This window comes from Streptomyces sp. NPDC102259 (assembly GCF_044766465.1).
Lineage (GTDB): Bacteria > Actinomycetota > Actinomycetes > Streptomycetales > Streptomycetaceae > Streptomyces.
In genome coordinates this window covers 387,802-411,694 of sequence record NZ_JBIWMA010000003.1, presented here as the reverse complement: position 1 = coordinate 411,694, position 23,893 = coordinate 387,802, and the positions used below count along the sequence as shown (strand labels likewise).

23 protein-coding genes are annotated in these 23,893 nt (G+C 71.0%); 10 read left to right on the top strand and 13 right to left on the bottom strand.

Annotated elements, in window-relative coordinates; genetic code table 11:
- Positions 1-184 precede the first annotated feature (184 nt).
- Positions 185-1,144 (bottom strand): ABC transporter substrate-binding protein, encoded by a 960-nt coding sequence (locus ACIRPU_RS10535; RefSeq protein ID WP_403864448.1) that lies wholly within the window; start codon positions 1,142-1,144, stop codon positions 185-187.
- Positions 1,145-1,545: 401 nt separating this feature from the next.
- Between ACIRPU_RS10535 and ACIRPU_RS10530 the strand changes: the two genes are divergently transcribed.
- The 5 genes from ACIRPU_RS10530 to ACIRPU_RS10510 all read left to right on the top strand — a co-directional run bounded on the left by ACIRPU_RS10530 (position 1,546) and on the right by ACIRPU_RS10510 (position 7,095).
- On the top strand, positions 1,546-4,830 hold the full coding sequence (locus ACIRPU_RS10530; protein WP_403864446.1) for an ATP-binding protein: 3,285 nt from the start codon (positions 1,546-1,548) through the stop codon (positions 4,828-4,830).
- A complete protein-coding gene (locus ACIRPU_RS10525) occupies positions 4,827-5,303 on the top strand; it encodes a roadblock/LC7 domain-containing protein (protein ID WP_190147619.1) in 477 nt (158 codons plus the stop codon). The genes ACIRPU_RS10530 and ACIRPU_RS10525 overlap by 4 nt, the downstream gene beginning before the upstream one ends.
- Positions 5,304-5,334: 31 nt before the next feature.
- Positions 5,335-5,778: a DUF742 domain-containing protein gene (locus tag ACIRPU_RS10520; protein ID WP_355707348.1), complete on the top strand. Its 444-nt coding sequence runs from the start codon at positions 5,335-5,337 to the stop codon at positions 5,776-5,778.
- Positions 5,765-6,364, top strand: coding sequence for an ATP/GTP-binding protein (locus ACIRPU_RS10515; RefSeq protein WP_351759268.1), 600 nt, complete (start codon positions 5,765-5,767; stop codon positions 6,362-6,364). Before ACIRPU_RS10520 ends, ACIRPU_RS10515 begins: the two co-directional genes overlap by 14 nt.
- 218 nt (positions 6,365-6,582) lie before the next feature.
- Positions 6,583-7,095, top strand: a complete 513-nt coding sequence (locus ACIRPU_RS10510; protein ID WP_403864441.1) for a RidA family protein — start codon at positions 6,583-6,585, stop codon at positions 7,093-7,095.
- Here ACIRPU_RS10510 and ACIRPU_RS10505 read toward each other — a convergent pair.
- From ACIRPU_RS10505 to ACIRPU_RS10485, 5 genes are all read right to left on the bottom strand, one after another.
- Positions 7,092-7,760: an ABC transporter permease gene (locus tag ACIRPU_RS10505; protein ID WP_403864438.1), complete on the bottom strand. Its 669-nt coding sequence runs from the start codon at positions 7,758-7,760 to the stop codon at positions 7,092-7,094. The genes ACIRPU_RS10510 and ACIRPU_RS10505 overlap by 4 nt on opposite strands.
- Positions 7,757-8,473 carry an ABC transporter permease gene (locus ACIRPU_RS10500; protein WP_403864435.1) on the bottom strand — a complete coding sequence of 239 codons (717 nt, stop codon included), beginning with the start codon at positions 8,471-8,473 and terminating at the stop codon, positions 7,757-7,759. The genes ACIRPU_RS10505 and ACIRPU_RS10500 overlap by 4 nt, the downstream gene beginning before the upstream one ends.
- A complete protein-coding gene (locus ACIRPU_RS10495) occupies positions 8,470-9,624 on the bottom strand; it encodes an ABC transporter ATP-binding protein (RefSeq protein WP_403864432.1) in 1,155 nt (384 codons plus the stop codon). Before ACIRPU_RS10495 ends, ACIRPU_RS10500 begins: the two co-directional genes overlap by 4 nt.
- An 82-nt stretch (positions 9,625-9,706) precedes the next feature.
- A complete protein-coding gene (locus ACIRPU_RS10490) occupies positions 9,707-9,928 on the bottom strand; it encodes a hypothetical protein (RefSeq protein WP_403864429.1) in 222 nt (73 codons plus the stop codon).
- Complete coding sequence (locus ACIRPU_RS10485) at positions 9,925-10,071, bottom strand: hypothetical protein (RefSeq protein WP_403864426.1); 147 nt, start codon at positions 10,069-10,071, stop codon at positions 9,925-9,927. The genes ACIRPU_RS10490 and ACIRPU_RS10485 overlap by 4 nt, the downstream gene beginning before the upstream one ends.
- 188 nt (positions 10,072-10,259) lie before the next feature.
- Between ACIRPU_RS10485 and ACIRPU_RS10480 the strand changes: the two genes are divergently transcribed.
- Together ACIRPU_RS10480 and ACIRPU_RS10475 are read left to right on the top strand one after the other, a co-directional pair.
- Positions 10,260-11,192 (top strand): glycosyltransferase, encoded by a 933-nt coding sequence (locus tag ACIRPU_RS10480; protein ID WP_403864423.1) that lies wholly within the window; start codon positions 10,260-10,262, stop codon positions 11,190-11,192.
- Positions 11,189-13,339, top strand: a complete 2,151-nt coding sequence (locus ACIRPU_RS10475; RefSeq protein WP_403864420.1) for a glycosyltransferase family 39 protein — start codon at positions 11,189-11,191, stop codon at positions 13,337-13,339. Before ACIRPU_RS10480 ends, ACIRPU_RS10475 begins: the two co-directional genes overlap by 4 nt.
- Before the next feature lie 247 nt (positions 13,340-13,586).
- Here the strand turns inward: ACIRPU_RS10475 and ACIRPU_RS10470 are convergent, their stop codons facing one another.
- The 3 genes from ACIRPU_RS10470 to ACIRPU_RS10460 are packed head-to-tail and all read right to left on the bottom strand — an operon-like array spanning position 13,587 to position 16,387.
- Entirely contained in the window at positions 13,587-14,300 is a 714-nt protein-coding gene (locus tag ACIRPU_RS10470; protein WP_403865074.1) for an FAD:protein FMN transferase, read from the bottom strand.
- 22 nt (positions 14,301-14,322) lie between these two features.
- Positions 14,323-15,039 carry an FMN-binding protein gene (locus ACIRPU_RS10465; protein ID WP_403864417.1) on the bottom strand — a complete coding sequence of 239 codons (717 nt, stop codon included), beginning with the start codon at positions 15,037-15,039 and terminating at the stop codon, positions 14,323-14,325.
- A 10-nt stretch (positions 15,040-15,049) separates the two neighbouring features.
- Complete coding sequence (locus ACIRPU_RS10460) at positions 15,050-16,387, bottom strand: ferric reductase-like transmembrane domain-containing protein (protein ID WP_403864414.1); 1,338 nt, start codon at positions 16,385-16,387, stop codon at positions 15,050-15,052.
- 152 nt (positions 16,388-16,539) lie between these two features.
- On the opposite strand from ACIRPU_RS10460, the gene ACIRPU_RS10455 reads away from it, so the two are divergent.
- The 3 genes from ACIRPU_RS10455 to ACIRPU_RS10445 all read left to right on the top strand — a co-directional run bounded on the left by ACIRPU_RS10455 (position 16,540) and on the right by ACIRPU_RS10445 (position 20,287).
- Positions 16,540-17,232 carry a response regulator transcription factor gene (locus ACIRPU_RS10455; protein ID WP_355707362.1) on the top strand — a complete coding sequence of 231 codons (693 nt, stop codon included), beginning with the start codon at positions 16,540-16,542 and terminating at the stop codon, positions 17,230-17,232.
- Positions 17,229-18,698, top strand: coding sequence for a sensor histidine kinase (locus tag ACIRPU_RS10450; protein ID WP_403864411.1), 1,470 nt, complete (start codon positions 17,229-17,231; stop codon positions 18,696-18,698). The genes ACIRPU_RS10455 and ACIRPU_RS10450 overlap by 4 nt, the downstream gene beginning before the upstream one ends.
- Before the next feature lie 569 nt (positions 18,699-19,267).
- Positions 19,268-20,287, top strand: a complete 1,020-nt coding sequence (locus ACIRPU_RS10445) for a YbhN family protein (RefSeq protein ID WP_403864408.1) — start codon at positions 19,268-19,270, stop codon at positions 20,285-20,287.
- A 92-nt stretch (positions 20,288-20,379) separates the two neighbouring features.
- On the opposite strand, the gene msrB is transcribed toward ACIRPU_RS10445, so the two are convergent.
- The 4 genes from msrB to ACIRPU_RS10425 form a co-directional block, all read right to left on the bottom strand.
- Complete coding sequence (msrB, locus tag ACIRPU_RS10440) at positions 20,380-20,790, bottom strand: peptide-methionine (R)-S-oxide reductase MsrB (RefSeq protein ID WP_355707368.1); 411 nt, start codon at positions 20,788-20,790, stop codon at positions 20,380-20,382.
- A 14-nt stretch (positions 20,791-20,804) separates the two neighbouring features.
- Positions 20,805-22,190, bottom strand: a complete 1,386-nt coding sequence (murC, locus tag ACIRPU_RS10435) for a UDP-N-acetylmuramate--L-alanine ligase (RefSeq protein WP_403864404.1) — start codon at positions 22,188-22,190, stop codon at positions 20,805-20,807.
- 170 nt (positions 22,191-22,360) lie between these two features.
- Entirely contained in the window at positions 22,361-22,834 is a 474-nt protein-coding gene (locus ACIRPU_RS10430; RefSeq protein ID WP_403864402.1) for an indole-3-glycerol phosphate synthase, read from the bottom strand.
- Positions 22,835-23,015: 181 nt separating this feature from the next.
- Entirely contained in the window at positions 23,016-23,864 is an 849-nt protein-coding gene (locus ACIRPU_RS10425) for a pyrimidine reductase family protein (protein WP_403864399.1), read from the bottom strand.
- Between the last annotated feature and the right edge of the window lie 29 nt (positions 23,865-23,893).

Here is a 23,893-nt window from a genome sequence, read left to right as displayed (position 1 = left end):
CTGACGGACCTCGAAGGCACACCGTGGGCACGGCCTCACCGTCGACGAGCGCGATCGGCTCGCCGACGGTGAGGGTGGTTCCGTTCAGGACGGTCCGGACGGTCCAGGCGTCCCCGCGGTGCGGGGGAACCCGGACCGGTCCGTCCGCTGTCGTTTCCGACGGTTCAGGCGATCCGGTGGAACCTCAGCCGAGGCCGGCGGACTTCAGCCAGGCCTTGGCGACGTCCAGCGGGTCCTTGCTCTCCAGCTGCACCTGGGAGTCCAGGTCGAGCAGGGCCTTGGTGTCGAGCTTGGCGGAGACGGCGTTGAGCGCGTCGACGCCCTCCTGGGAGAGCCCGCTTTTGTAGACCAGCGGGGTCACGTTCGCGAATCCGAAGAGGTTCTCCGGGTCCTGGAGGACGACGAACTTCTCCTGGGTGATGGTCGGGTCCGTGGTGAAGATGTCCGCGGCCTGCACGGTGTTCTTCTTCAGCGCGGCCTGGGTCAGCGGGCCGCCCGCGTCGAGGGCCTTGAAGGACTTGAACTTCAGCCCGTAGACCGACTCCAGGCCGAGGATGCCCTGCTGGCGGGTCTGGAACTCGGGCGAACCACCGAGGACCAGGTCCGGCGCGATGTCCTTGAGGTCCGCGAGCGTGGACGTGGCGGTGAGGTTGTACTTCTTGGCGGTCGCCGCGTTGACGGTGACGGAGTCCTTGTCCTCGGCCGGCGACGACTCCAGCAGCGTCAGCTTGGAGTCGAGCTTGGCCTTCGTGTCGGCGTTCACTTTCGCGAGCGAGGTCTGCTCGGCCTTCGCGTCCAGGTAGGCCAGCAGGGAGCCGTTGTACTCCGGCAGGACGGTGATGGAACCGTTCTTGAGCAGGCCGTACGTGGTCTCACGGCTGCCGATGTTGGGCTTGTAGGACACCTTGATGCCCTTGGCCTTGAGGGCCTCGCCGTAGATGTCGGCGATCAGGATGCTCTCGGCGAAGTTGTTGGAGCCGACGACCACGGTGTCGCCGGCCGCCTTGTCGCCGGCGAGCGGGTCGGAGGTGTCGTCGGACGAGGAGGAACATCCCGCCAGCAGGACCGTCGCCGCCGCGAGGGCGACGGCCGCCGCACCTGGGTGGTTCCTGATGGACCTGCTGCTGTGGGCGTTGGTAGTCACGGTTCCCGTTCCGAGCTGGGGGGTTGATGAGAACTCAAACACTCTGGCCTGATCCAATCCACCCGCTTCTTGATCAGTCAAGAGGAGCCGGGTTACCGATTGGCTTCGATCCGTGATCACTTGCGCACGAATGGAAGATCACCTGTGTACCTCCCGGGAGGCCCCCGAAAGGCGCCTGTACACCTCTTCGTAATGGATTCTTGACGTAGGGCGACGCGCTCGACCGTTCGAATAGGGGATAGTCTCGCCGGAGTTGGCGTCCGCCACAGCAGTCGGCGTCGGCCACAGCGGTGTACGGGGGCCGCTTCCGTATCATTCATATTCGGACACGTGTGTGCAGAAAGTCGGCATGCATGCAGAAGCCCCTCGCACGCCCGCAGCACCCCCTTGAAGGAGGCCCGGTGTCCACGAAAGAGGTGGACGCGCCCGCCCGGTCGGCATCCTCGGCACCCCCGTCCGCACGCCGCGGCCTGCGGGGTTTCGCAGACCGGTGGCCCTTCCAGCGCAAGCTGAACGTACTCGTCGGTATCCCGCTGACGGTGATCGCGCTGCTGCTGACGTACCTCATCGTCGACCTGGTGCAGGAGTCCAACCGCGCCGAGGACGCCGCCCAACTGGTGCGCGACAGCGCCCAGGTCGCCCAGCTCGTCGCCGTGCTGCAGGACGAACACCAGCAGGCGATCCTGCTCTCCGTGCGGCACGAGGCGTCCTTCGACGGCGGCACCCCCTCCACCGACGGCTACCGGCAGGCCCAGGCCGCCGTGGACACGCAGGTGCAGAAGGTGGTCGACGCCTTCGGCGACCGGCTTCCGGACTCCGAGGTACAGGCTCTGAAGGAGGTCCAGGGCCTGGCCGGCCTGCGGGCCACCATCGAGCAGGGCTATCTGCCCGCGGACAACATCGACCCGGCGTACTCGGGTGCGGCCGACGGCCTCATCGACGGCCTGGGCCTGGACCGCAACGCCGACCTCGCGACGACCTTCACCGGCAACCTCCTCGACTCGCTGCTGCGCGCCGACGCCGCGCACGGCGCCTTCGAGACCGGCGTGTTCTCCGCCCGGACCGGCGACAGCAACGCCCTCATCGAGTTCACCGGCGCGGTCGGCTCGTACGAACTGTTCACCTACCAGGCCGAGCGGTTCGGGCGGTTCGCCAACGAGGCGCAGACCGACGAGTTCGGCGGTATCGAGCACAACTCCTCGCAGGCTTCGATCGGCCAGCACTACGCCGAACTGGCCGTGGATCCGAGCGCGTTGCAGGCCGATTCCAAGGCCGAGATCCGTACGGCGTTCCGGGCGGCCATCGCCTCCTACCCCGACTACAGCGCACAGGCCCGGACCCGGCTGAAGATCACCGCGTCGCTCATCGACCAGATCGCCGACCGGGCCGACGACACCGCCTCCAGCGCCCAGTGGCGCGCGGGCCTGCTGCTGAACCTGGCCCTGCTCAGCTTCGCCCTGTGGATCGCCTTCTCCATCCTGGTACGCCGTTCCGTGGTCCGCCCGGTGCTGGCGCTGACGGGGGCCGCCCAGGAGGTGGCCGACGTCGCGGGCCGCGAGCTCGCCCGCGTCGCCGACGACGACGCCGAGGAGTCCGGCCCCCCGAAGCTGCGTGAGCTGCCGGTCACCGCGGACGACGAGATCGGTGAACTCGCCGAGGCCTTCAACAACGTGCAGACCACCGCGGCCGCACTGCTGGAACGCCAGGTGCTCAGCCGGCGCAACGTCGCCGAGATGTTCGGCAACGTCGGTCGCCGCGTCAGCAACCTGACGACTCGTCAACTCGCCCTGATCGACGCGGTGGAGCGCGGCGAGACGGACCCGGCGCTGCTCGAACGCCTCTACTCCATCGACCACATCGCGGTCCGCCTGCGCCGCAACGCCGACAGCCTGATGCTGCTGGCCGGCATCCGCGAGACCGTCCTGGAGGCCGGGCCGACCGAGCTCACCAACGTCGTACGCGCCGCGCTGGGCCAGATCGAGGGCTTCCAGCGGGTGCGGCTGCGCGCCGCGAGCGAGGCCATGGTGGAGCCCGACATCATCGGCGACCTGACGCTGATGATCGCCGAACTCCTTGAGAACGCCGTGTCGTTCTCGCCCGAGGGCAGCCCCGTCGAGGTGGTGGTCGGTTCCGACGACGACGCCGCCTCGATCACCATCGCCGACCACGGTCTGGGCATGAGCGCCGAGCGCCTCGCCGAGGAGAACTCCCGCCTCGTGCGCCGTGAACGCCTCGACGTCGTCCCGACGAAGGTGCTCGGTCTGTTCGTGGTCGGCGCCCTGGCCCGTCGCTGGGACGTCGACGTCACCCTGTCCCGCACCCCCGGCGGCGGCGTGACGGCCGAGGTGCTGATCCCGTCGACGCTGCTCCTGACGGTGAGCGAGCTGGGCGCGGTGGCCAGGCCCGCAGCCACCGGCACCGCTTCGTCCCCGGCCGCGGCGACGCTCGCCGCTCCGTCGGCCCCCGCGGCCGGCCCCTCGCCGTCGTCCTCGATCCCGTCCACGGTCCCCTCCTGGGCCACCAGCGAGGACGATCCGACCGCGCTCCCTCGCCGGGTCCCCCGCCGCGACCCCTCCCCGGGCGAGCGAGAGACCGAAGCCCCGCTCACTCCGGTGGCCGGCACCGACGACCCGCCGCGCGACACCGCCTCCACGGTGACCGGCGCCTCCGCCGAAACCGATGAAAGCGGTATCTCGACCCGTGCGGCGGAAACCGATTCCTCCCGCGTTGCTGCCGGAACCGGTTCCTCAGCCTCCGGCCGTACGGCGGTAACCGCTTCCTCCGACCGTGCCGTCGAAACCGGTGTCTCCGCCCGTACGGCGCAGTCCGCCTCCCTCGCCGTTCCCGACCCGTCCGAGGATCCGGCCACCACCGGGGCCGAGCCGGGGACCACGGCCGAGCCCGCGGCCCCCGCCTACCCGGCCGGCGTCGGGATCCCGGCGCCTCGCCCGGCCGAGGCGACGCTCCACGCCCGCGCCGAGGACGAACCCGGGGACCAGGACCACGCCCGTACCGCGCAGCACACGACCCTCGCCGGCACGACCCTCACGGGCACGGCGCAGGCGTCGTACGGCCGCGCGGCCGAGTCCCGGCCCGCCGCCCGTACGACGGGGCCCGCGCCGCACGCCCACCCGTCCGGCCCCGAGGGCGACCTCGTCCGCGGGACGGAGCGGGTCGCCGCCGACCGTGGCGCCGAACCGTCCGCGCTCGACCGAGCCGCCGGGCCCGCCGGTCCCCCCTCCGCTCCCGACCGGGCCGGGGCCGACCCGTTCGCCGTCGGTCCCGACGGCTCCCGTCCGCTCCGGCGACGGGTGCGCGGGGCGACGCTGCGGACGACCGCCGACGCCGCCGCCCAACAGGCCGCACGGCAGGCCGTCCGCCCCGCCGACGCGGACGCCGTGCGTGATTCGCTGGACGAGTTCGAGGCGGCCGTGGCCCGCGCGCACCGGGACACCGGCGAGCACCCGCGCCCCGCCGAGACCCGCCCCCTCGCCCCCACCGCCGAAGACCCGATCCACCGCCGGCCCGACCACCGGCACGACCACCGTCCCGACGTTTCGCCCGACCGGACCGACCGGACAGAGCCGTCCGACGCGTCCGACCGGACCGAACCGATCGCCGATCCGATCAACGTCCGGGACACCACGCACCACCAGAACCACCTTCCGGAAGGAGCCGAGCAGTGAGCACGTCGACAGGTGAGACTCCCGCCGGAGACGCCAGGCCGACCGACCTGCGGGCCGCCGCAGCCGACTTCACCTGGCTGCTCAACCGCTTCGCCACCGAGACCGCAGGGGTCGTGGACGCCATCGCGGTGTCCTCCGACGGACTGCTGATCGCGGTGTCGGAGCTGCGCGAGCACGCGGACTCCGAACGACTGGCCGCGATCGTCTCGGGCATCACCAGCCTGGCCGCGGGCGCCTCAGGCAACTACGGCCTGGGCGGCCTGAACAAGGTCATCATCGACCTGGAGGGCGGCCACGTCCTGGTCTCCGCGATCGGCAGCGGCGCCGTGCTCGGCGTCGTCACCGACAAGGAGGCCAAGCTGGGCAACATCGCCTACGAGATGACGGTGTTCGCCAACCGCGCCGGCACGGCGCTCAGCCCGCAGCTCGTCCTGGAACTGAAGAACAGCGTCGGCGCCACGCGTACGCGCTGAGCGCGTGCCACCGTAGGGAGAGCGAACACCGATGGCGGACGGCCGCACACCGCGCGGGGCCGGCGAGGACGGCGTCGCCCCCGTCGGCCCCGCACCCGCCGTCCGGCCCTTCCTGGTCACCGCCGGCCGGGTGGCGGGCGCCGTCGGCGAGGCGTCGTCGGGCCGGACGATGCCCGTGGAGACTCAGCTCGTGGCCACCACCGGCGGGCTCGACGCGCTCGACCGGCTCTCCTTCGAACAGCACGACATCGTCGCCGCCTGCCGCGTCCCGCAGTCCATCGCGGAGATCGCGGCCAGGCTGCGGCTGCACCTGAACGTGGTGCGGGTCCTCGCCGAGGACCTCCGGACGGCGGGGCAGCTGTCGGTGCACGTGCCCGACTCCGGCGTCACCCACGACGCCTCCGTTCTGCGCAGGGTTATCGATGGCCTACGGGCCATCCCCGACTCCCGGGGGGTACTCCGTGACACCGACTGAACCGCTGGTCCGCACCTCGGCCGGCCAGGCCGCCGTACGGCCGCCGCTGCCGGTGAAACTGGTGATCGCGGGCGGCTTCGGCGTGGGCAAGACCACCGCCGTCGGCTCGATCTCCGAGATCGAGCCGCTGACCACCGAGGCGGCCATCACCGAGGTCGCGGCGGGTGTGGACGACCTCAGCCACACCCCGCGCAAGACCACCACCACGGTCGCGATGGACTTCGGCTGCATCACCATCGACCCGACGCTCAAGCTGTATCTGTTCGGCACACCCGGGCAGGAGCGGTTCGGGTTCATGTGGGACGACATCGTGGAGGGCGCGGTCGGCGGGCTCGTCATCGTGGACACCCGCCGGCTCGACGACTGTTACGCGGCGGTCGACTACTTCGAGCACAAGCAGATCCCGTTCGCCGTTGCCGTAAACGCTTTCGACGGCCAGATCGCGCACACGCTGGACGAGGTCCGCTGGGCCCTCGACGTGTCCGAAGGCATCCCGCTGCTCGTGTTCGACGCCCGCGAGCGCGGGTCGGTACGCGACGCCCTGCTGGTCGTACTGGAACAGGCGCTGGCGCGTTCGGGCGGCTGACGCCGCCGCGGACGGCCCGAAACGGCCGAAACGCCTGGAACGACAGAGACGCCTGGAACGACAGAAACGAAAGAAATGGCTGACATGGCCGGAAACGGCTGGAAACGGCTGTAACAGTCGGGAGAGCCGGAACAGTCGGAAACGGCAAAGCCAGTTGCAGCAGAGCCAGTACTGCGGTGCGGGGGAATGACTGTCCCCCGCACCGCGGTTGTTCCGTCATGAGCCACCGCGACAGCCACGTCGGCGACTTCAGCCACGACGACCGTACGATCACCAATCCGCCGGCCCTGCACGACCCCACGCCCTTCGGCTACAGCCATGCCGTGTCGGCGCCCGGCGAGCCGGTCTTCCTCGCGGGTCAGTACGCCTCGGACGCGTCGGGCGCCCCCGTGCCCGGCGACTTCGCCGCCCAGGTGGGGCTGGCCTTCGACCGGCTGGAGGCGGCGCTGGCCGGAGTGGGCCTCGGGCTGCGGCATGTCGTGCGGTTGGGCACGTTCATCGTCGACCACGACCCCGGCAGGCTCGAGATCCTGGGCAAGGCCCTGCATTCTCGCTTCGGTGAGCGGCTGCCCGCGCAGACCCTGAGCGGAGTCGCCTCGCTCGCCCTGCCGGGCATGCTGTTCGAGGTCGACGCGATCGCCGTACGGCCTTCGCCCCGGGACCAGGACGGGGGCCGGGACCGCGACCGGGGCCAAGGCCGGGACCAGGGCCGGGACCAGGACCTGTCCTAGTTGCTCCGGCGCACCCCCGGTGAGACCGTCACCTTCGCCGCCGCCCAGAACACCGCGAGCGTCGCGAGTGCCATGCCGGCGACGAGGGTGGCGCCGCCCACCACCTTCTCGTAGTCGTGCTGGTAGAGACCGTCGACGATGTAGCGGCCGAGGCCGCCGAGGCTGACGTACGCGGCGATGGTGGCCGTGGAGACGATCTGGATGGCCGCCGAGCGCATACCGCCGAAGATCAGCGGGAGAGCGACGGGTAGTTCGACGCGCAGCAGGACGCCTGCCTCGCCCATGCCCATGCCCCGCGCGGCGTCCACGGGGGACGGATCGACGGAGCGCACGGCCTCGTAGGTGGTGACCAGGATCGGTGGGACGGCGAGGACGACCAGCGGGATCATCACGGGCAGCATGCCGAACCCGAGGACGATGGTCGTCACCACCAGCAGGCCGAAGGTGGGCAGCGCCCGGCCGGCGGTGGCGACCAGGGAAAGGACGTTTCCGCCCCGTCCGTAGTGACCGGTTACCAGGCCGATCGGCAGCCCGATGGCGGTGGCGATGGCAAGCGCTTCCAGGGAGTACTGGACGTGTTCCCACAAGCGGGTGGGAATTCCGTCGTAGCCGTGCCAGTGCGCGCTGTCGCTGAAGAAGGCGCTGACGAAGTTGATTACGTTCACCGGGCTGCGTCCTTCAGAACGGGCACGGCCGGATCGGGCCGGACCCCGGCGGGCTTGGTCTTTCCGCCGCGCGCGCCGCTCGGCATCCAGGGGGTGAGCAGGATGCGCACGACGACCAGCACGGCGTCCGCGAGCACCGCCAGCGCGGCACTGGTGATCACGGAGTTCCAGGCGAGTTCCGGCCGGTTGTAGATCTGCGCGTCGTGCAGCAGGTTGCCGAGCGCACCCTGGTTGCCGATCAGCATGCCGACGCTGACGAGGCTGATGCTGGACACGGTGGCCACCCGAAGGCCGGCGATGATGGCGGGCACCGCGATCGGCAACTGGACCTGGAGGTAACGGCGTACGGGCCCGAAGCCCATGGCGGTCGCGGCGGCGAGGGTCTCCTGCGGGACCGAACGGACACCGTCGACGATCGCCGGGACGAGCACGACCAGGCTGTAGGTGGTGAGCGGGATCATCACCGTCAGCTCGGTCTGCCCCGTGTAGTCGATGAGGACGACGAAGAAGGCCAGGGACGGGATGGCGTAGAGCACGGTCGTCACCCACAGCACGGGCGGGTACAGCCAGCGCAGCCGCACGCAGAGCTGGGCCAGCGGGAGCGCGAGCAGCAGTCCGCCCAGCACCGGCAGCAGGGCCTCGCGCAGGTGGAGCCCGATGAGGCCGAGCCAGTCGTGCTGGAGGTCGCTGGGGATGTCGAAGAAGCGGTTCACCGGATGACCTTCTGGGCGGTCTCCTCGGGCGTCGGCCTCTCCTCACGGCCTGCCGCGTGGGCGCCGCGGATGGCATCGCCGATGGCCGACTGGGAGACGACTCCGGCGGCCCGGCCCTCGGCGTCCACGGCGACCGCCCAGCCGGTGGGCGACAGGACCGCGCAGTCGAGGGCTGCGCGCAGCGAGTCCCGCCCGGCGACGAACGGCCTCCCGTACGGCAGCAGTCGGTCGGCGTCGATCCGGCCGGCGGTCAGCGCGCCGGGCTCGCTCCAGCCGAGCGGACGGCCGTCAAGTCCGGTGACGAGGAGGAAGGGGGCGTCGCTCGCGCCGCGTGCGGCGATCTGCTCGGCCGTGGAGTCGATCGCGACGATCGGGGCGGTGAGCAGCTCCAGGCCGGCGGAGGAGAAGAACGACAGGCGCCGGATGCCCCGGTCGGCGCCGAGGAAGTCCTCGACGAACGCGTCGGCGGGGTCGGACAGCAGCTCGGCCGGCGGCGCGAACTGGGCGAGCCGGCCGCCGGTGCGCAGCACCGCGACCATCGTGCCGAGCTTGACGGCCTCGTCGATGTCATGCGTGACGAAGACGATGGTCTTGCCCAACTCGGCCTGGATGCGCAGCAGTTCTTCCTGAAGACCCTTGCGGACGACGGGGTCGACGGCGGAGAACGGCTCGTCCATCAGCAGCACCGGCGGGTCGGCGGCGAGCGCGCGGGCCACGCCGACGCGCTGCTGCTGGCCGCCGGAGAGCTGGTAGGGGTAGCGCTTGGCGAACGAGGCGTCGAGCCCCACCCGTTCCATCAGCTCCCGCGCCCGCGCGCGGGCCTTGTCCTTGCTCCAGCCGAGCATCCGGGGCACGGTGGCGATGTTGTCGACGATCGTGCGGTGCTGGAAGAGTCCGGCGTTCTGGATGACGTAACCCATGGACCGGCGCAGGGTGTTGACCGGCTGCTGACGGCTGTCCACGCCGTCGATGAGGATCGTGCCCTCGCTGGGCTCGACCATCCGGTTGATCATCCGCAGGGTGGTCGTCTTGCCGCAGCCCGAGGGGCCGACGAGGACGGTGATCGAACGGTCCGGTATGTCGAGGGAGAGCCGGTCGACCGCCACCGTGCCGTCCGGGTATCGCTTGGTGACTGAATCTATCCGTATCAAAGCGCCGAATACCCTTCGGGTCTGGCAATTTCTGCCCGCTCTCGATACGAGTTCGGGCCGTTGCGGGGAGAGTCTAGACCGCTTACCAGATCAGCAGTCCGCCGCCGGTCCCCTGCGCGTACCGCGCGCTCGCTTCGACGCCGGCCAAACGGCCAAAGGTGTGGTGGCGGTGGCTCTCGACCGTTTGGTCGGGTGGACGGGTCTCGACGACGAGCTGCTCCGAGTAAGCGCGTACTGGAGCGATTTCCGCCAGGAAGGCGGGGATCTCGTCCGGAGCGACGACGTCACCCTCATGCACGCTCACCAGGGCCGCGCTCCCCGGACCGTTGTGCGCCACGGCTCCGTCCCGGCCAGATCCATGCCGTCGGGCCGGCCGTCCCGTTCCCCGGCCAGGATGTCGAGGTCGCCGTCGTCCCCCACCATGAAGACCTCGCTCGTCAGGCTCACGCCCTCAGCGGATCACGTCACCCGCCCCTGGGTGAAAGGGGTTTCCTCCGCGCACAACCTCTGCGCACAGCCTCTGGGCGCGACCTCTGCGCACAACCTCTGTGCGCAGCCTGTGAGTCCGCTGATTCTCACTCTTCCCTCAGGGCCGGCTCAGGGATCCCCCAGACATGGCCCCGATCGTCATGGCCATGAACGAAACGAACGCGGGAGGCGTCCGGCAACGGTCGGTCGAGATCGTGGTGCCGGTGGACAACGAGCCACACGTCCTCGCCGACAGCATCGGCCGTCTCCACGCATACCTCGAAGGGTCCTTCCCGTTCCCGTTCCGCATCACGATCGCGGACACCGCCGGCACGGACGCCACCTGGTTCACGGCGACCGACCTGACACTCCGCCTCCCGCACGTGCACGCCCTGCGGCTGGAGGAGAAGGGTCGGGGCCACGCCCTGAAACACGTGTGGAACCGCTCCAGCGCAGACGTCGTCGCCTCCATGGACGTGAACCTGTCGACGGGCCTGGAGGCGTTCCTCCCCCTGGTCGCCCCACTGCTGTCCGGCCACAGCGACCTCACCATCGGCAGCCGGCTGCACCGACGGGCGACCGTGGCCCGGGGAACCCAGCGGGAGTTCGCCTCCCGCTTCCACAACCTCCTGCTCAGGGCCGGCCTCGGCGCCCTCCCGCACTCGCGGCTCCGTTCGATCGGGGGGAACCCCATATCGGACCCGCAGTGCGCCTTCACGGCCGTCCGCGCCGACGTCTTCCGCGCGCTCGCCCCGCACATCGAGGACACCGCCTGGTTCTTCGACACCGAACTGCTGGTCCTGGCCCGGCGCAACGGGCTCCGCGTCCACGAGGTGCCGGTCGACTGGACCGACGCCCCCGACGCCCCCGACGCCCCCGGCAGCCCCGACACCCCCGACAGCCAGGGCGACATCGTCCGCACGGCCGTCGACGGCCTCAAGGGCAGGGGCCGGATGCTCCGCTCCACCCTCACCGGCCGCACCCGCGTCCCCGCCCTACCCGGCCGCACGAGCACCCCCCAGGTGTCGGCGGCACACACGACCATCTCCTCCGCCGTCCTGCCCACCGGGGCGAACACCCACCTGGAGCACGCGTCATGACGACTCTCGCCCCGCCGCCCGCCCCCGCCCGACAGGACGGCACCCGTCACCGGGCTGCACCGCCCGGTGACGGCGGACTCTCCTCCCGCGCCAGGCGCCTGTTCACCGGCGCACCCGAGGATCCGCGCTGGGCCCGCCCGACCCTCTGGGCGATCCTCGTCCTGGCCGCGGCCCTCTACGCCTGGAACCTCTCCTCGATCACCGGCAACACCTTCTACGACGCGGCCGTCTACAGCGGCACCAAGAGCTGGAAGGCGTTCTTCTTCGGCGCCCTGGACGCGGGCAGCTTCATCACGGTCGACAAGCCGCCGTTCGCCCTGTGGGTGATGGGCCTGTCCGCCCGCGCCTTCGGGTACGGCACCTGGCAGCTGACGCTGCCGATGGTCGCTGTGGGAACCGGTTCCGTCGCGCTTCTGTACCGGCTGATCAAGCGGGACTTCGGCGCGGTCGCGGCGACCATCTCCGCGCTGGCGCTGACACTCACCCCGATCACGGTCGCCATCACCCGGGACACCAACCCCGACCCGATCCTCGTCTTCCTGATGCTGCTGGGCGCGGCGGCACTGCTGAAGTCCGTGCGCACCGGCCGACTGATGCCCCTGGCGTGGTCGGGGGTCGCAATCGGTTTCGCGTTCAACACGAAGATGATGCAGGCATACGTCGTCCTGCCCGCGTTCTTCCTGGTGTACCTGTGGGCCGCGAACGCCTCGCTGGGCAAGCGGATACGCAACCTTGCCGTCGGCACGGTCGCGCTGATCGTCTCCAGTGCCTGGTGGATGGTCGTCGTCGATCTGATCCCGGCCTCGTCCCGCCCGTACATCGGCGGCTCGACGGACAACACGGTCTGGGACCTCGTCATCGGCTACAACGGTTTCGGCCGTATCTTCGGGGCGAGCTCGTCGGTGGGCTCACAGGGCAACGGCGCCAGCTTCGGCGGCGAGGCGGGTCTGTACCGGATGTTCAACGACACCATGGGCGGCCAGATCTCCTGGCTGATCCCGTTCGCGGCGATCGCACTGGTGGCGGGTCTCGTCCTGCGCGGCCGGGCGCCCCGTACGGACGCCAGGCGGGCCGCGCTGATGCTGTGGGGCGGCTGGTTCGTCCTGCACTACCTGACCTTCGCGCTCGCCGAGGGCACCTTCCACCCGTACTACGTCACCGCCATGGCGCCCGGAATCGCGGCCCTGGCCGGCGCGGGCGGCGTCATGCTCTACAACGCTTTCCGAAACGGATCGGCGGTCAAGTGGGGCTGGGTGCTGCCGGGCGCGGTGGCGGCGAGCTCGCTGTGGGCGGTCGTCCTGCTGCAGCGGGTCTCCGGCTCCGGAACGCTGTACACCGTCGCCGAGGTCGTGGCCGGTGTGGCGGGGGCCGCCTCGGTGATCGGGCTGCTGGTCGGCCGGTTCACCAAGCGGCAGCGGCTGATGGGCGTCGCGGCGCTGGCGGCGGTCGTGGCGCTGCTCGCCGGTCCGGCCGCCTACTCGGCCTCGGCCGCGACCTCCAGCACCAACGGCACCAATCCGACGGCCGGGCCGAGCACCGGCGGCATGGGGGGCATGGGCGGTGACGGAGGCCAGCGGCCCAGCGGCGCCGACGGCGGAACGGGAACCAACTCCGGTGAGGCGCCCAGCGGTTCGGGCGAAGGCCAGGAAATGGGTCAGCCGCCGTCGAACAGCGGCGGCTCCACGGCCGACGGCGGCTCGACGGAGTCGGGCACGACCGAATCCGGCACGGCGGAGTCCGGCACAACCGAGTCGGGTACTGCGGAGTCCGGCACCGCCGGCGGTCGCACCGGCGGGGGTATGGGCGGCGATACCGAGGTGTCGTCCGCGATGATCACGTACCTGAAGACGAACCAGGACGGCGCCACCTGGCTGGTGGCGGTGGCCACCGACCAGACGGCCTCCTCGATCATCCTGGAGTCCGGTGAGCCGGTCATCTCGATGGGCGGCTGGTCCGGCAGCGACAACGCGATGACCCTGGCCAAGCTGAAGAGTCTCGTGAAGGCGGGCAAGCTGCACTACATCGTCGTCAGCGACAGCGGCCAGGGTTCCTCGAACTCCGAGATCTCGACCTGGGTCAAGGCGAACGGCACGGCCGTGTCCGACTACAGCGGTCTCTACCGCCTGGACGCGTCCGACGTCGGCTGAGAACGACGGGTCAGGTCGTCAGCAGAAGAGGCGGGCCGCCGGTTTCACTCGGCGGCCCGCCTCTTCTGCTGCTCCGAAACCCGTTGTGAAACCGCTTCGGAGCGAGTGGTACCGGAGCAGCCCGGTCAGCGACACCGGCGGGGATGACGGGTCTGCGGCCGGCGTCCCCGCCTCGACGTCCAGGCGAGAACCGTGGCACTCCAGCCGAGCAGCCACAGGGCCGCTCCCAGGGCCCCCGCCTCGGCGCTCACGCGGCCGCTGCCTCCGCCGCCGGGAACCCGCCGGTGCGCAGCACTCGCCCGCCGGGCAGTACGGCGTACACCTCGCAGCCGTCCCGCGCGGCCGCCCACTCGACACCGTCCGCGCCCATGGCGAAGGCGGCCGTGGCGACGGTGTCCGCCTCGGTCAGGGTCGGGGCCACCACGGTGAGGCTGTCGAGGTCGGTCACCGGACGGCCCGTGCGGCCGTCGAGGATGTGGTCGCCGCGCTCGTAGCGAGCGGAGGTCGCGACGGCCCCGTCGATGAGCTCGAGGACGGTGCACAGCCGGTCGGCGATCTCGGGATGCCGTACGCCGACCCGCCAGGGCCCGCCGGAGACGACCACGTCGCCCCCCGCGTTGAGGCAGAACCGGCTGAGCCCGGCCCCGGTCAGCAGCTCCGCCGCCCGCTGCACGGACCAGCCCTTGACCACCGCGCAGGGGTCCAGGCCGCGACCGGGCAGCCGGATGTCGAAGGCGCCGCCGGTGGCCACCCGGTACCGCTCGCAGATCTCGAGCACCTCCACGAGGTCGGCGCTCAGCTCGTCGGCCGACAGCTCGCCCCGGCCGTACCGGGAGACCTCGCTGTCGTCCTTGAACGGGCTGAACCGTGCGTCGACCTCGCGCAGCCACGCGAACACGGCGTCCCCGGTCTCGTCGGGGACGACGGCGTCGTCGACCCGCAGCGACACCGGAAACCCCATGACGTGTTCGACGCGGTGCACGTCAGGCGCCCTTCGCTTCGATCGCGGCCTGGAGCGACTCCTTGTAACCGTCACTCGTGATGGTCGCGCCGGAAACGGTGTCGATGTCCGCACTCTGCGCGGTAAGCGTTTCCGCAATCAACTTCGGCACCGCCGCGGTCGTCTGCGGATGATTCGGCTGCTTCAGCATCTTCACAGCCGTGATCTTGTCGGCGTCGTAGGTGATCTGGACCTGGACGTCGCCCTTCTCCGTGGCCACGGTCGAACCCGCCACGGTCTGCGAGGCCGTGGCGGCTTCCGAAGCCGATGCCGAGGGGGTCGCGGTGGCGGCGGCCGCCTGCGCGTCGATCGCGGCCTGGAGCGACTCCTTGTAACCGTCGCTCGTGATGGTCGCGCCGGAAACGGTGTCGATGTCCGCACTCTGCGCGGTAAGCGTTTCTGCAATCAACTTCGGCACCGCCGCGGTCGTCTGCGGATGATTCGGCTGCTTCAGCATCTTCACAGCCGTGATCTTGTCGGCGTCGTAGGTGATCTGGACCTGGACGTCGCCCTTCTCCGTGCCCACGGTCGAACCGGTGAAGGTGCTCGATCCCGAGGCGCCGGAGGAGCCCGAGGAGGAGGACACGGAGGGCGTCGAGGCGGCCTCGGTGGTGGAGGTCGTACCGGTCGACGGCTCGTAGCGCCAGACCGGGATCAGACCCGCCACGGACAGGACCAGGACAGGTATTACTCGCTTCACGATGTCTCTCTCATCCCGCCAGGCTGAAGCGCTCGAAGTGGATCTGTGGCTTGGGCACGTCCAGCTCGCGCAGGGTGCCGAGGACCGCGTTCATCATGGGCGGCGGCCCGCACAGGAAGACGTCCCGCTCCGCGATGTCCGGTACGAGCGCGGCGAGTTCACGCGGCGCCAGCTGGTCCGGCACCGGCGGTCCGGTGACCAGGTGCAGCTCGGCGCCCTTGGTCAGGGCGAGTTCGCGCAGCTCGTCGTAGAGCACGGCGTCCCGCTCGCCGGCCACCCGGTAGATGACCACCGCATGCCCGTCGATCTCCTCGAGGAGCGCCCTGATCGGGGTGACGCCGACGCCGCCGGCGATGAGCAGCGCCTCGGGCCGGGTGCGGTGCATGGCGGTGAAGGCTCCGTAGGGGCCCTCGGCGAAGACGCGGGTGCCGGGCTTGAGGTGGCGCAGTCCGGCGGAGCCGTCGCCGGCCGCCTTCGCGGTGAGGCGCAGCCGGGTGCCGTCGGGCGCGGCCGAGAGGGAGAAGGGGTTCGCCTGCCACCAGCGGTCCTTGGTCAGGAACCGCCACAGGAAGAACTGGCCGGCCCGGGCGGGCAGCCGGTCCAGGTCACGACCGGTGATGTAAACGCTTACGACGTTGTCGGCCTCGGGAACGACGGCCTCGACGCGTAGTTGGTGGCGCCAGTTCCGCCACAGCGGCAGGACCAGCCGCCCCAGGAACACCGAGCCGAGGGCCACCCCCCACACCGCGTACCAGTACGCCGTGGCGGCGGACGACGCGGTGAAGGTCGTACCGACCGCGACCTGGTGCGTGAAGGCCAGCACCACGGCGATGTAGGTGTACAGGTGGATGAAGTGCCAGGTCTCGTAGGCGAGGCGCCGACGGGCCCAGCGGCCGGAGGCGCCGCCGACGACCAGGATCAGCACCATCGCGACGGCGGCGCGCAGCACGCCCTCGACGGTCTCGGCGAGGTCGACGAGCTGGCTCACCGGGTTCATCGACGAGGAGTCGGCATAGCCAAGGGTGATGAACACCACATGACCGACCAGCGTCCACAACAGGCTGAAACCGGTCCAGCGATGCCAGTTGGTCAGCCGGTCCATGCCGATGCGGCGGTCCAGCCAGGGCAGCCGAGCCACCAGCAGCAGCTGGAACGCCATCAGCAGGGCGCTGTACAGGCCGGCGAAGCGGCCGATCACGACGAGCGCGTTGGAGGCGAAGCCCGCCTGGACGGCGAAGAGGGTCACGACGGCCGCGTTCGCGGCGAGCACGGCGTACAGGCCGGTGCGGGCCACGACTTTGGGACGTATCGCCGTGGGGGGTACGGGAGGCGATTGGACGGTCGTCACGGACGGAAACTCCTAGATCGGGTCCTCAGAACACAGAGCTTGTCCGTGCTTCGCTGTCGTTTTCCTGTCGTTCAACTTTCAAGATCTTATCGATTCGCGCGCGCGTGAGACGAGGGTCTGGCGCTGCGGGGTGTGTGGCGCACTATGAGCGGGTGGAAAAAGTACGACTCCTCGTCGTGGACGACGACCCGCCGATCGCCGATCTCGTGGCGACGGTCGCCCGCTACGAAGGCTGGGACGCGGTCACCGCCAACTCGGGTGCGGAGGCGCTGCGCCGCGCCGCCGACTTCCATCCCGACATCGTGGTGCTCGACCTGATGCTGCCCGACATCGACGGCTTCGGCGTGCTCGACCGGCTGCGACAGACGGGCACGATGGTGCCGGTGGTGTTCCTGACGGCGCGCGACGGGGTCGCCGACCGGGTCGCGGGGCTCACCCGGGGCGGGGACGACTATCTGGTGAAACCGTTTGCCGTGGAGGAGCTGATGGCCCGGCTGCGGACCGTGCTGCGGCGCAGCGCCGGTCCCGGTGTCCAGCGCTCTGTACTGCGGGTCGCCGACCTCACCATGGACGAGGACACCCGGGAGGTCCGGCGCGGCGGAAAACTGCTGACGCTGACACCCACCGAGTACGAGGTGCTGCGCTACCTGATGCGGAAGTCACCGACCGTGCTCACCAAGGCGCAGATACTCGACCATGTGTGGGAATACGGTTTCGGCGGCCGTTCCAACGTCGTCGAACTGGTCGTCAGCCGACTGCGTCGCAAGCTCGACACGACGGGCGACGACCCGCTGATCCAGACGGTACGCGGTTTCGGGTACGTGATCCGGCAGGCGGCCGAGTGATCAGCCGCTTCTGGCACGCGTACCGCAGACTGCGGCTCGGCACCCGGCTGGCGCTCGGCCTGGGCGCGCTGTCGCTCGTCGTGTTCGCGGTGGTCGGCGCCACGCTGACCATGTACATGCGCGACTACCTGAATCATCAGCTGCGCGACCAGATCAAGCTGGTCCAGGTCGTGCAGTCCAAGGACGCCAAGGCGCACGGCATCGTGCAACGCAAGCCGTACTACGGCTGGTACACGGCCGTGTACGACGTCTCGGCGGGCTCGGCCGTGCTGCGCAAGCCCGCCGACGTGCCGCCGGACACCACCGCGCTCACCGCCCTCGCCCGCCGGATGGAGGACGTCGACGACGACGTCACCCGCACGGTACGGATCGACGGCGAGGGCACCTATCTGCTGCGCGCCTGCGAGGTCTCACCCGGCGTCGTCCTGGTCAGCGCCGCGCCGACGGAGGACATCGACGGCACGGTGCGCCAGCTGATCACCGTGCAGGTGGTCGCCTTCGGCCTCGCCCTGCTGGCCCTCGTGGTGTTCGGCCGGCGGATGCTGAAACACGGTCTGAAACCGTTGAGCGACATGGCGCACACCGCGCACGGCATCGCCTCGCACGACCTGACCGAGTCGGCGTCCCGGCTGCACCTGCGCGCGGACGCACCCGGCGGCGGCCCGGAGGTCGAGGAGCTGCGCACCGCCTTCAACACGATGTTGCAGCACATCGACGACTCCCTCGCCGTACGGGCGGAGGCCGAACAACGCCTGCGCCGCTTCGTCGCCGACGCCTCGCACGAACTGCGCACGCCCCTGATGTCGGTACGCGGTTACGCGGACCTTTTCCAGTACGCGGCCGCCAACGCGCCCGAGGAACGGGACAAGCATCTGGCCCGGCTGCGTGCCGAGGCCGCCCGGATGGGCGTCCTCCTCGACGATCTCCTGCTGCTCGCCCGCCTGGACGCGGCCGAGGTGGAGACGCCCCTGCGGATGGAGAACGCCGACCTGACGGAACTGGTCGAGCAGGCGGCCGACGCGTTCCGCGCGAGCCACCCCGGCCATCCGTTGACGGTGTCCCCCGGCCCGGCCGCCGTACCGCTGCGGATGGACCCGCACCGCATCCGCCAGGTCCTGGACAACCTCCTCACCAACGCGGCCGTGCACACCCCGGCCGGCACCGCCGTCCGCGTCGAGGTCGCCGTCTCGCCGGACACGGCACGCGTCCACGTCACGGACAAGGGCCCCGGGATCCCGCCCGGCGACCGCGACCGCGTCTTCGACCGGTTCTACCGCGTCGACAAGGCCCGCAGCCGTGACCGCGGCGGCAGCGGCCTCGGCCTGTCGGTCGCCCGATCCCTGGTGCGGGCACACGGGGGCTCGCTGGAACTGGGCGACAGGGAGGGGGTCACGGTGTTCACGGTGACGCTGCCACGGGGACCGGTCACGCCCGGGCGGGGCGCAGCCGGCCCGGTCACGCAGTAACGCAGTAACGCAGTAACGCAGTAACGCAGTAACGCAGTAACGCAGTAACGCAGTAACGCAGTAACGCGAAGAATCGGTGATCCGGGAGTTTCTGCGCACGGCCCGGCCCTCGCAACCGCAACCGCAACCGCAACCGCAACCGCAACGATCATCCGTGGTGGAGAGACCGGCACGCGAGCGGGCCGCTGTCACCGTCACCGTCGCCGAGAAGCCGAACAGCTGTTTCGGGTGCGCCGGGAACAAACTTTCCGTCGCCCCGAGGGCGACCGACCGGATCGCGCGGGAGGGGCCGACCGTACTGCGGGCCGGTGAACCTCGGGCCATGCCCGGGATGAACCCCGGGGGGTGCGGGCAGAAATCACACAGTCTCACCGCACTTCCCCCCGCCTCACGGCACCAGCCGCACCGCACCCCGCCTCACCGCACTGCGGTCGCCCTTCGGCCCGCACTCCGTCGGCTTACGGACACCGCACCGTCACACCGGAGGGGAACGACATCCCCGTCCCCTCCCCAGGCCCGATCCGTCGCGCCGCCGCGCGCGGTCACGACGCGGAAGGACGACGTGCGCCGTGTCCCTGCTGCCCCTCGACGATCCCGCGTCCCCACCCCCGCCTCAGCCCCAGCCCCAGCTCACGGAGGACGGCCGCCGCCCCCTGGCCGCCACCGCCACCCGCCGGGCCATCGGCCTGTCCCCGATCCTGCTGCTGGCGGTGTGGGCGGCGCTCGACTGGAGTGCCGTGCGAGACGGCACCGCCCTGCTGGCCACCGCCGATCCCTGGTGGCTGCTGGTCGGACTCCTCTTCACCTACCTGGGCTCGGTCGCCGCGGCCTGCGTCCGCCAGGGAGCGATCCCGGACCGGCTGCCACCGGGTCTGCTGTTGGCCTCCCAGATCGCCGCGGGCGCCGCGAACCACATACTGCCCGCGAGTATCGGGGCCCACGCGGTCACGGTCCGCTTCCTGCAACGCCAGGGCGTCGCCCTCCCCCGCGCCACCGCCTCGATCGCCCTGTACTCCCTGGTCAGAGCCGTGGCGAAGACTCCCGTTGTGCTGATCTTCCTGCTTGCCGCGCCCAGCGCCATACCTCCCGCCAGGCTTCTCCCGGAGGGACGGACGCTGCTGCTGGCCGCCGCGGGCCTCCTGCTGGCCCCCGCGGCGACCGCGGCACTGCTCGTCCTCGTACGGCCGCTGCGGCGCCCCGCCCTGGACTTCGTCCGTACGGCCCTCACCGACGCCCGGCATCTGCACACCCGCCCCGCCCGCTTCCTCCCCCTGTGGGGCGGGGCGGTCGCGGCGCCGCTGATCCAGGCGAGCGTGGTGGCCTCGGTGGGAACGGCGCTGGGCCTGCCCCTCTCCTGGCCGCAGCTGCTCTTCGCGTTCCTCGCGGCGAGCACCGCGGCCGGCGCCGTCCCGGCACCCGGCGGCATCGGCCCGGTCGACGCGGCCCTGGTCCTCACCCTGGCCGGCTACGGCACCCCGCTGCCCCTGGCCACGGCGACGGTCATCGGCTACCGGGTCCTGACGGTGTGGCTGCCCCTGCTGCCCGGGATGCTGGTGCTCTCGGCGCTGGTTCAGCGGAAGCAGCTGTGAGCCGTCGGCCCTCCCCGTCGGCCGCCAGCCAGCCCTGCCCCGGTCAGCCCTGCTCTTGTCAGCCCTGCCCCACCGTCAGCCCTGCCCTGCCGTCAGCCCTCGCCGTCGGCCGCCAGCCGCAGCGAGATGCTGTTGATGCAGTACCGCTGGTCGGTCGGGGTCCCGTACCCCTCGCCCGCGAACACGTGTCCGAGGTGCGAACCGCACCGGGCGCACCGCACCTCGGTGCGCAGCATTCCGTGCGTGCGGTCCTCGATCAGCTCCACGGCGTCGGTGTCCTTCGGGTCGAAGAAGGACGGCCAGCCGCAGTGGGAGTCGAACTTGGTCTCGGAGGTGAACAGTTCGGCGCCGCAGGCACGACAGGAGTAGACCCCCTCGGCCTTGGTGTCGGTGTACTCACCGGTGAACGCGGGCTCGGTCGCGGCCTGCCGCAGGACGGCGTACTCGCCCGGCGTCAGCTCCGCCCGCCACTGCTCGTCCGGCTTCTCGACGTCGTACGACATGAGCCTCAGCCCCTTTACTGGGAAAGACGGTCCAGAATGCGCGGGCCCAGGTCCGTCACGTCGCCCGCGCCCATGGTGAGAACGAGATCACCCGCCTTCGCCATTCCCGCCACGACCTCCGGCGCCAGGTCCTTGTCGTGCACCGCGGTCACGTCCGCGCCGGCCGCCCTGGCCGCGTCGATGATCAGCTCGCTGGTCACGCCCGGGATCGGGTCCTCGCGGGCGGGGTAGATGTCGAGGACGACGGAGGCGTCCGCGAGGGCCAGGGCCCGGCCCATCTCCTTGCCAAGTTCCTGGGTCCTGGAGAACAGGTGGGGCTGGAAGAGGACGAGGATGCGGGCGTCGCCGACCGCCGCGCGCATCGCCTCCAGGTCGGCCGTCATCTCCGTCGGGTGGTGGGCGTAGGAGTCGATGACCTGGACGCCCGCCTCCTCGCCCTTGAGCTGGAGCCGGCGCTTGACGCCCGTGTACGCGGCCAGGGCGGGGGCCAGTTCCGCGGCCGGGACGCCCAGGGCGACGCCCGCGGCCAGCGCGGCGACGGCGTTGTGCGCGTAGTGGCGGCCGGGCACGGAGACCGTGAAGGTGAGCTGCTGCCCGTCGAGTAGCACGGTCACCTCGCTCTTCAGCCCCTGGGGGACGACGGCCAGCACGCGCACGTCGGCGTCCTCGGCCTCCCCGTAGGTCACCACCCGCACGCCCTCGACCCGCCGGGTCAGTTCCCGCGCGCCCTCGTGGTCGGCGGTGATCACCAGGGTGCCGCCGGGCACGATCTTCTCGGCGAAGGTCTCGAAGGACGCGTAGATCTCGTCCATGGAGGCGTAGTTCGCGTGGTGGTCCAGCTCGACGTTGAGGACGATGGCGACCTCGGGCGCGTACTTGTGGAAGCTGCGGTCCGACTCGTCCGCCTCGGCGACGAAGATCTCGCCGTCGCCGTGCAGCGCGTTGGAGCCGGGCGCGTCCAGGTCCCCGCCGATCGCGTACGAGGGGTTGAGTCCCAGCTCGGACAGCGACACCGCCAGCATGGACGTGGTGGTCGTCTTGCCGTGGGTGCCGGCGACGGCGATCGGTCGCGTCCCGTCCATCAGCCGGGCGAGCGCGTCCGAGCGGTGGACCACCGGAATCCCCAGCTCGGCCGCGCGGGCCAGCTCCGGGTTGTCCGCGCGGATGGCCGACGACACGACGACGCAGCTGGCGTCGTCGGCCAGGTGGCCGGCGGCATGGCCGATGTGCACGGTCGCGCCGAGCGCCCGCAGCGCCGCCGCGGTCTCGGACTCCTTGGCGTCGCTGCCGGCCACCTTCGCGCCGCGCTGCGCCAGGATCTTCGCGATCCCCGACATCCCCGCCCCACCGATGCCGATGAAGTGCGGTCGGTCCATGGCGGTAGGAAGGCCGGGTGCCATGCGTGTTCTCCCAGGGTGCGCTACGACGGTTCGGTGCGCCCCCACCCTATTGCGCGAGGCGCACCGCACCCACCCAGGGGCGCGGGACCGTATCGGTGTACGACCGCGCCGCGCGGGCGCGAGCGGCCACCGCGCACCCGCACCCGCACCCGCACCTCACCGGGGTCCGCTCACGCCTTGCTGTGCGAGAAGAGTTTCAGCACCGGCACGCCCACCTTGTGCCGAGCCCGGGAGGCCCAGTCCCGGTGGAAGAACTCCTCGACGTAGTGGGGGTCGGTCAGCACGATCACCTCGTCCGCCCCCGCCTCCGCCACCAGGGACGTCAGCGCGTCCAGCGGATGGTCCTCGACGAGGCGGCCCACCGCGTCGTGGCCCGCCGCGTGCAGGGCCTGCAAGGACACCTCCAGGGCCCGTACGCCGAACCCCTTCGCCTCGTCCCCCTCGGGCGTCTCGCCCTCCCGGGCGGCCTCGTCCAGTTCGCCGAGAGCCACGTCGTCGATGGCCCGCAGCAAGCGGTCCGCCTGGTCGCCGCGCGGCTGGAGCAGCACGTGGAAGGTGACCTGCTCGTCCCCGTGCAAGGTGCTGACGAACTCCACGTCGGCGGACGTCAGGGCCTTCTCGATCATCAAAACGCTTGTGAACACCAGCGCCCCATTCTCCTTCGAGGACCCCCGTGGCCCTCTCTCCTCCGTGGGCCGTTCGCGGCCCTGCGGAAACCATCCTTCCCCGTGTGCGCACAGGGACTGCGACATTCAGTGTGCCCGCCGGAGGCTAAACGGAACGGTTCATTCCGATCTTTCCGGACCGACGGTGGCGTTCGAACTCCTATCCGGCATCACGCCGCTGATACCTGCTGAACAGGAAACCCTCCTCCTCCAGGAGGGACACCAGTGCGAACCGCCGCGGAACGGCGACCGACGGCCCGCCCGCGATCCGCTGCGCGTCGCCGACGGCGAGCATCGGGGAGACGGTCAGACAGAGCTCGTCGAGCACCCCGGCCGCCACGAACTGACCCAGCAGCCGGGGCCCGCCCTCCGTCAGCAGCCGGGTGTGCCCGAGCTCGGTGAGCGCCCGTGCGGCCCGGTCCGGCTCCACCCCCGTGCCGTCGCCGGCGATCACCACGCGCGCGCCCGCCTTCTCCGCGGCCGCGACCCTGTCGGGGGCCGCCGCGGCGCCGGTCAGGATCAGGGTGGGGACCAGCGGCGAGGTGAAGAGCGGGAGCGAGAAGTCCAGGTCGAGGCTCGCGGTCACCACCGCGACGGCCGGCGCGGGACCCTGCCCGGCCGCCTCGCGCCGCTCGGCGAACTCGGCACGCGCGCGTGCCGGACGGTACCCCTCCAGACGTACCGTTTCCGCGCCCACGACCACCACGTCCGCGAGCCCCCGCAGCGTGCCGAAGATCCGCATGTCGGTGGCGGTGGAGATGGGCTGGGAGCGCCCGTCGTGCTGGGCGGCGCCGTCGAGCGTGGACACCATGTTGGCCCGCAGCCAGGGCCCCGGCCCACCGGGTCCGGGCGCGGGATACGCGTAGGCGTCGGCGAGCTCGTCGAGGCTCCACTCATGGTCCTCCGGCGCGCCACCCCCCTCGCCACCGCCCTCGTCGGGGGCCCCGAGCGGCCTGCCGCCGGAGCCGGTCGTCACTGTCTGGTCGGTCACAGGGAACAGCCGTCGCATGCCAGGCAGTCTGGCACGCCCCGTAGCAT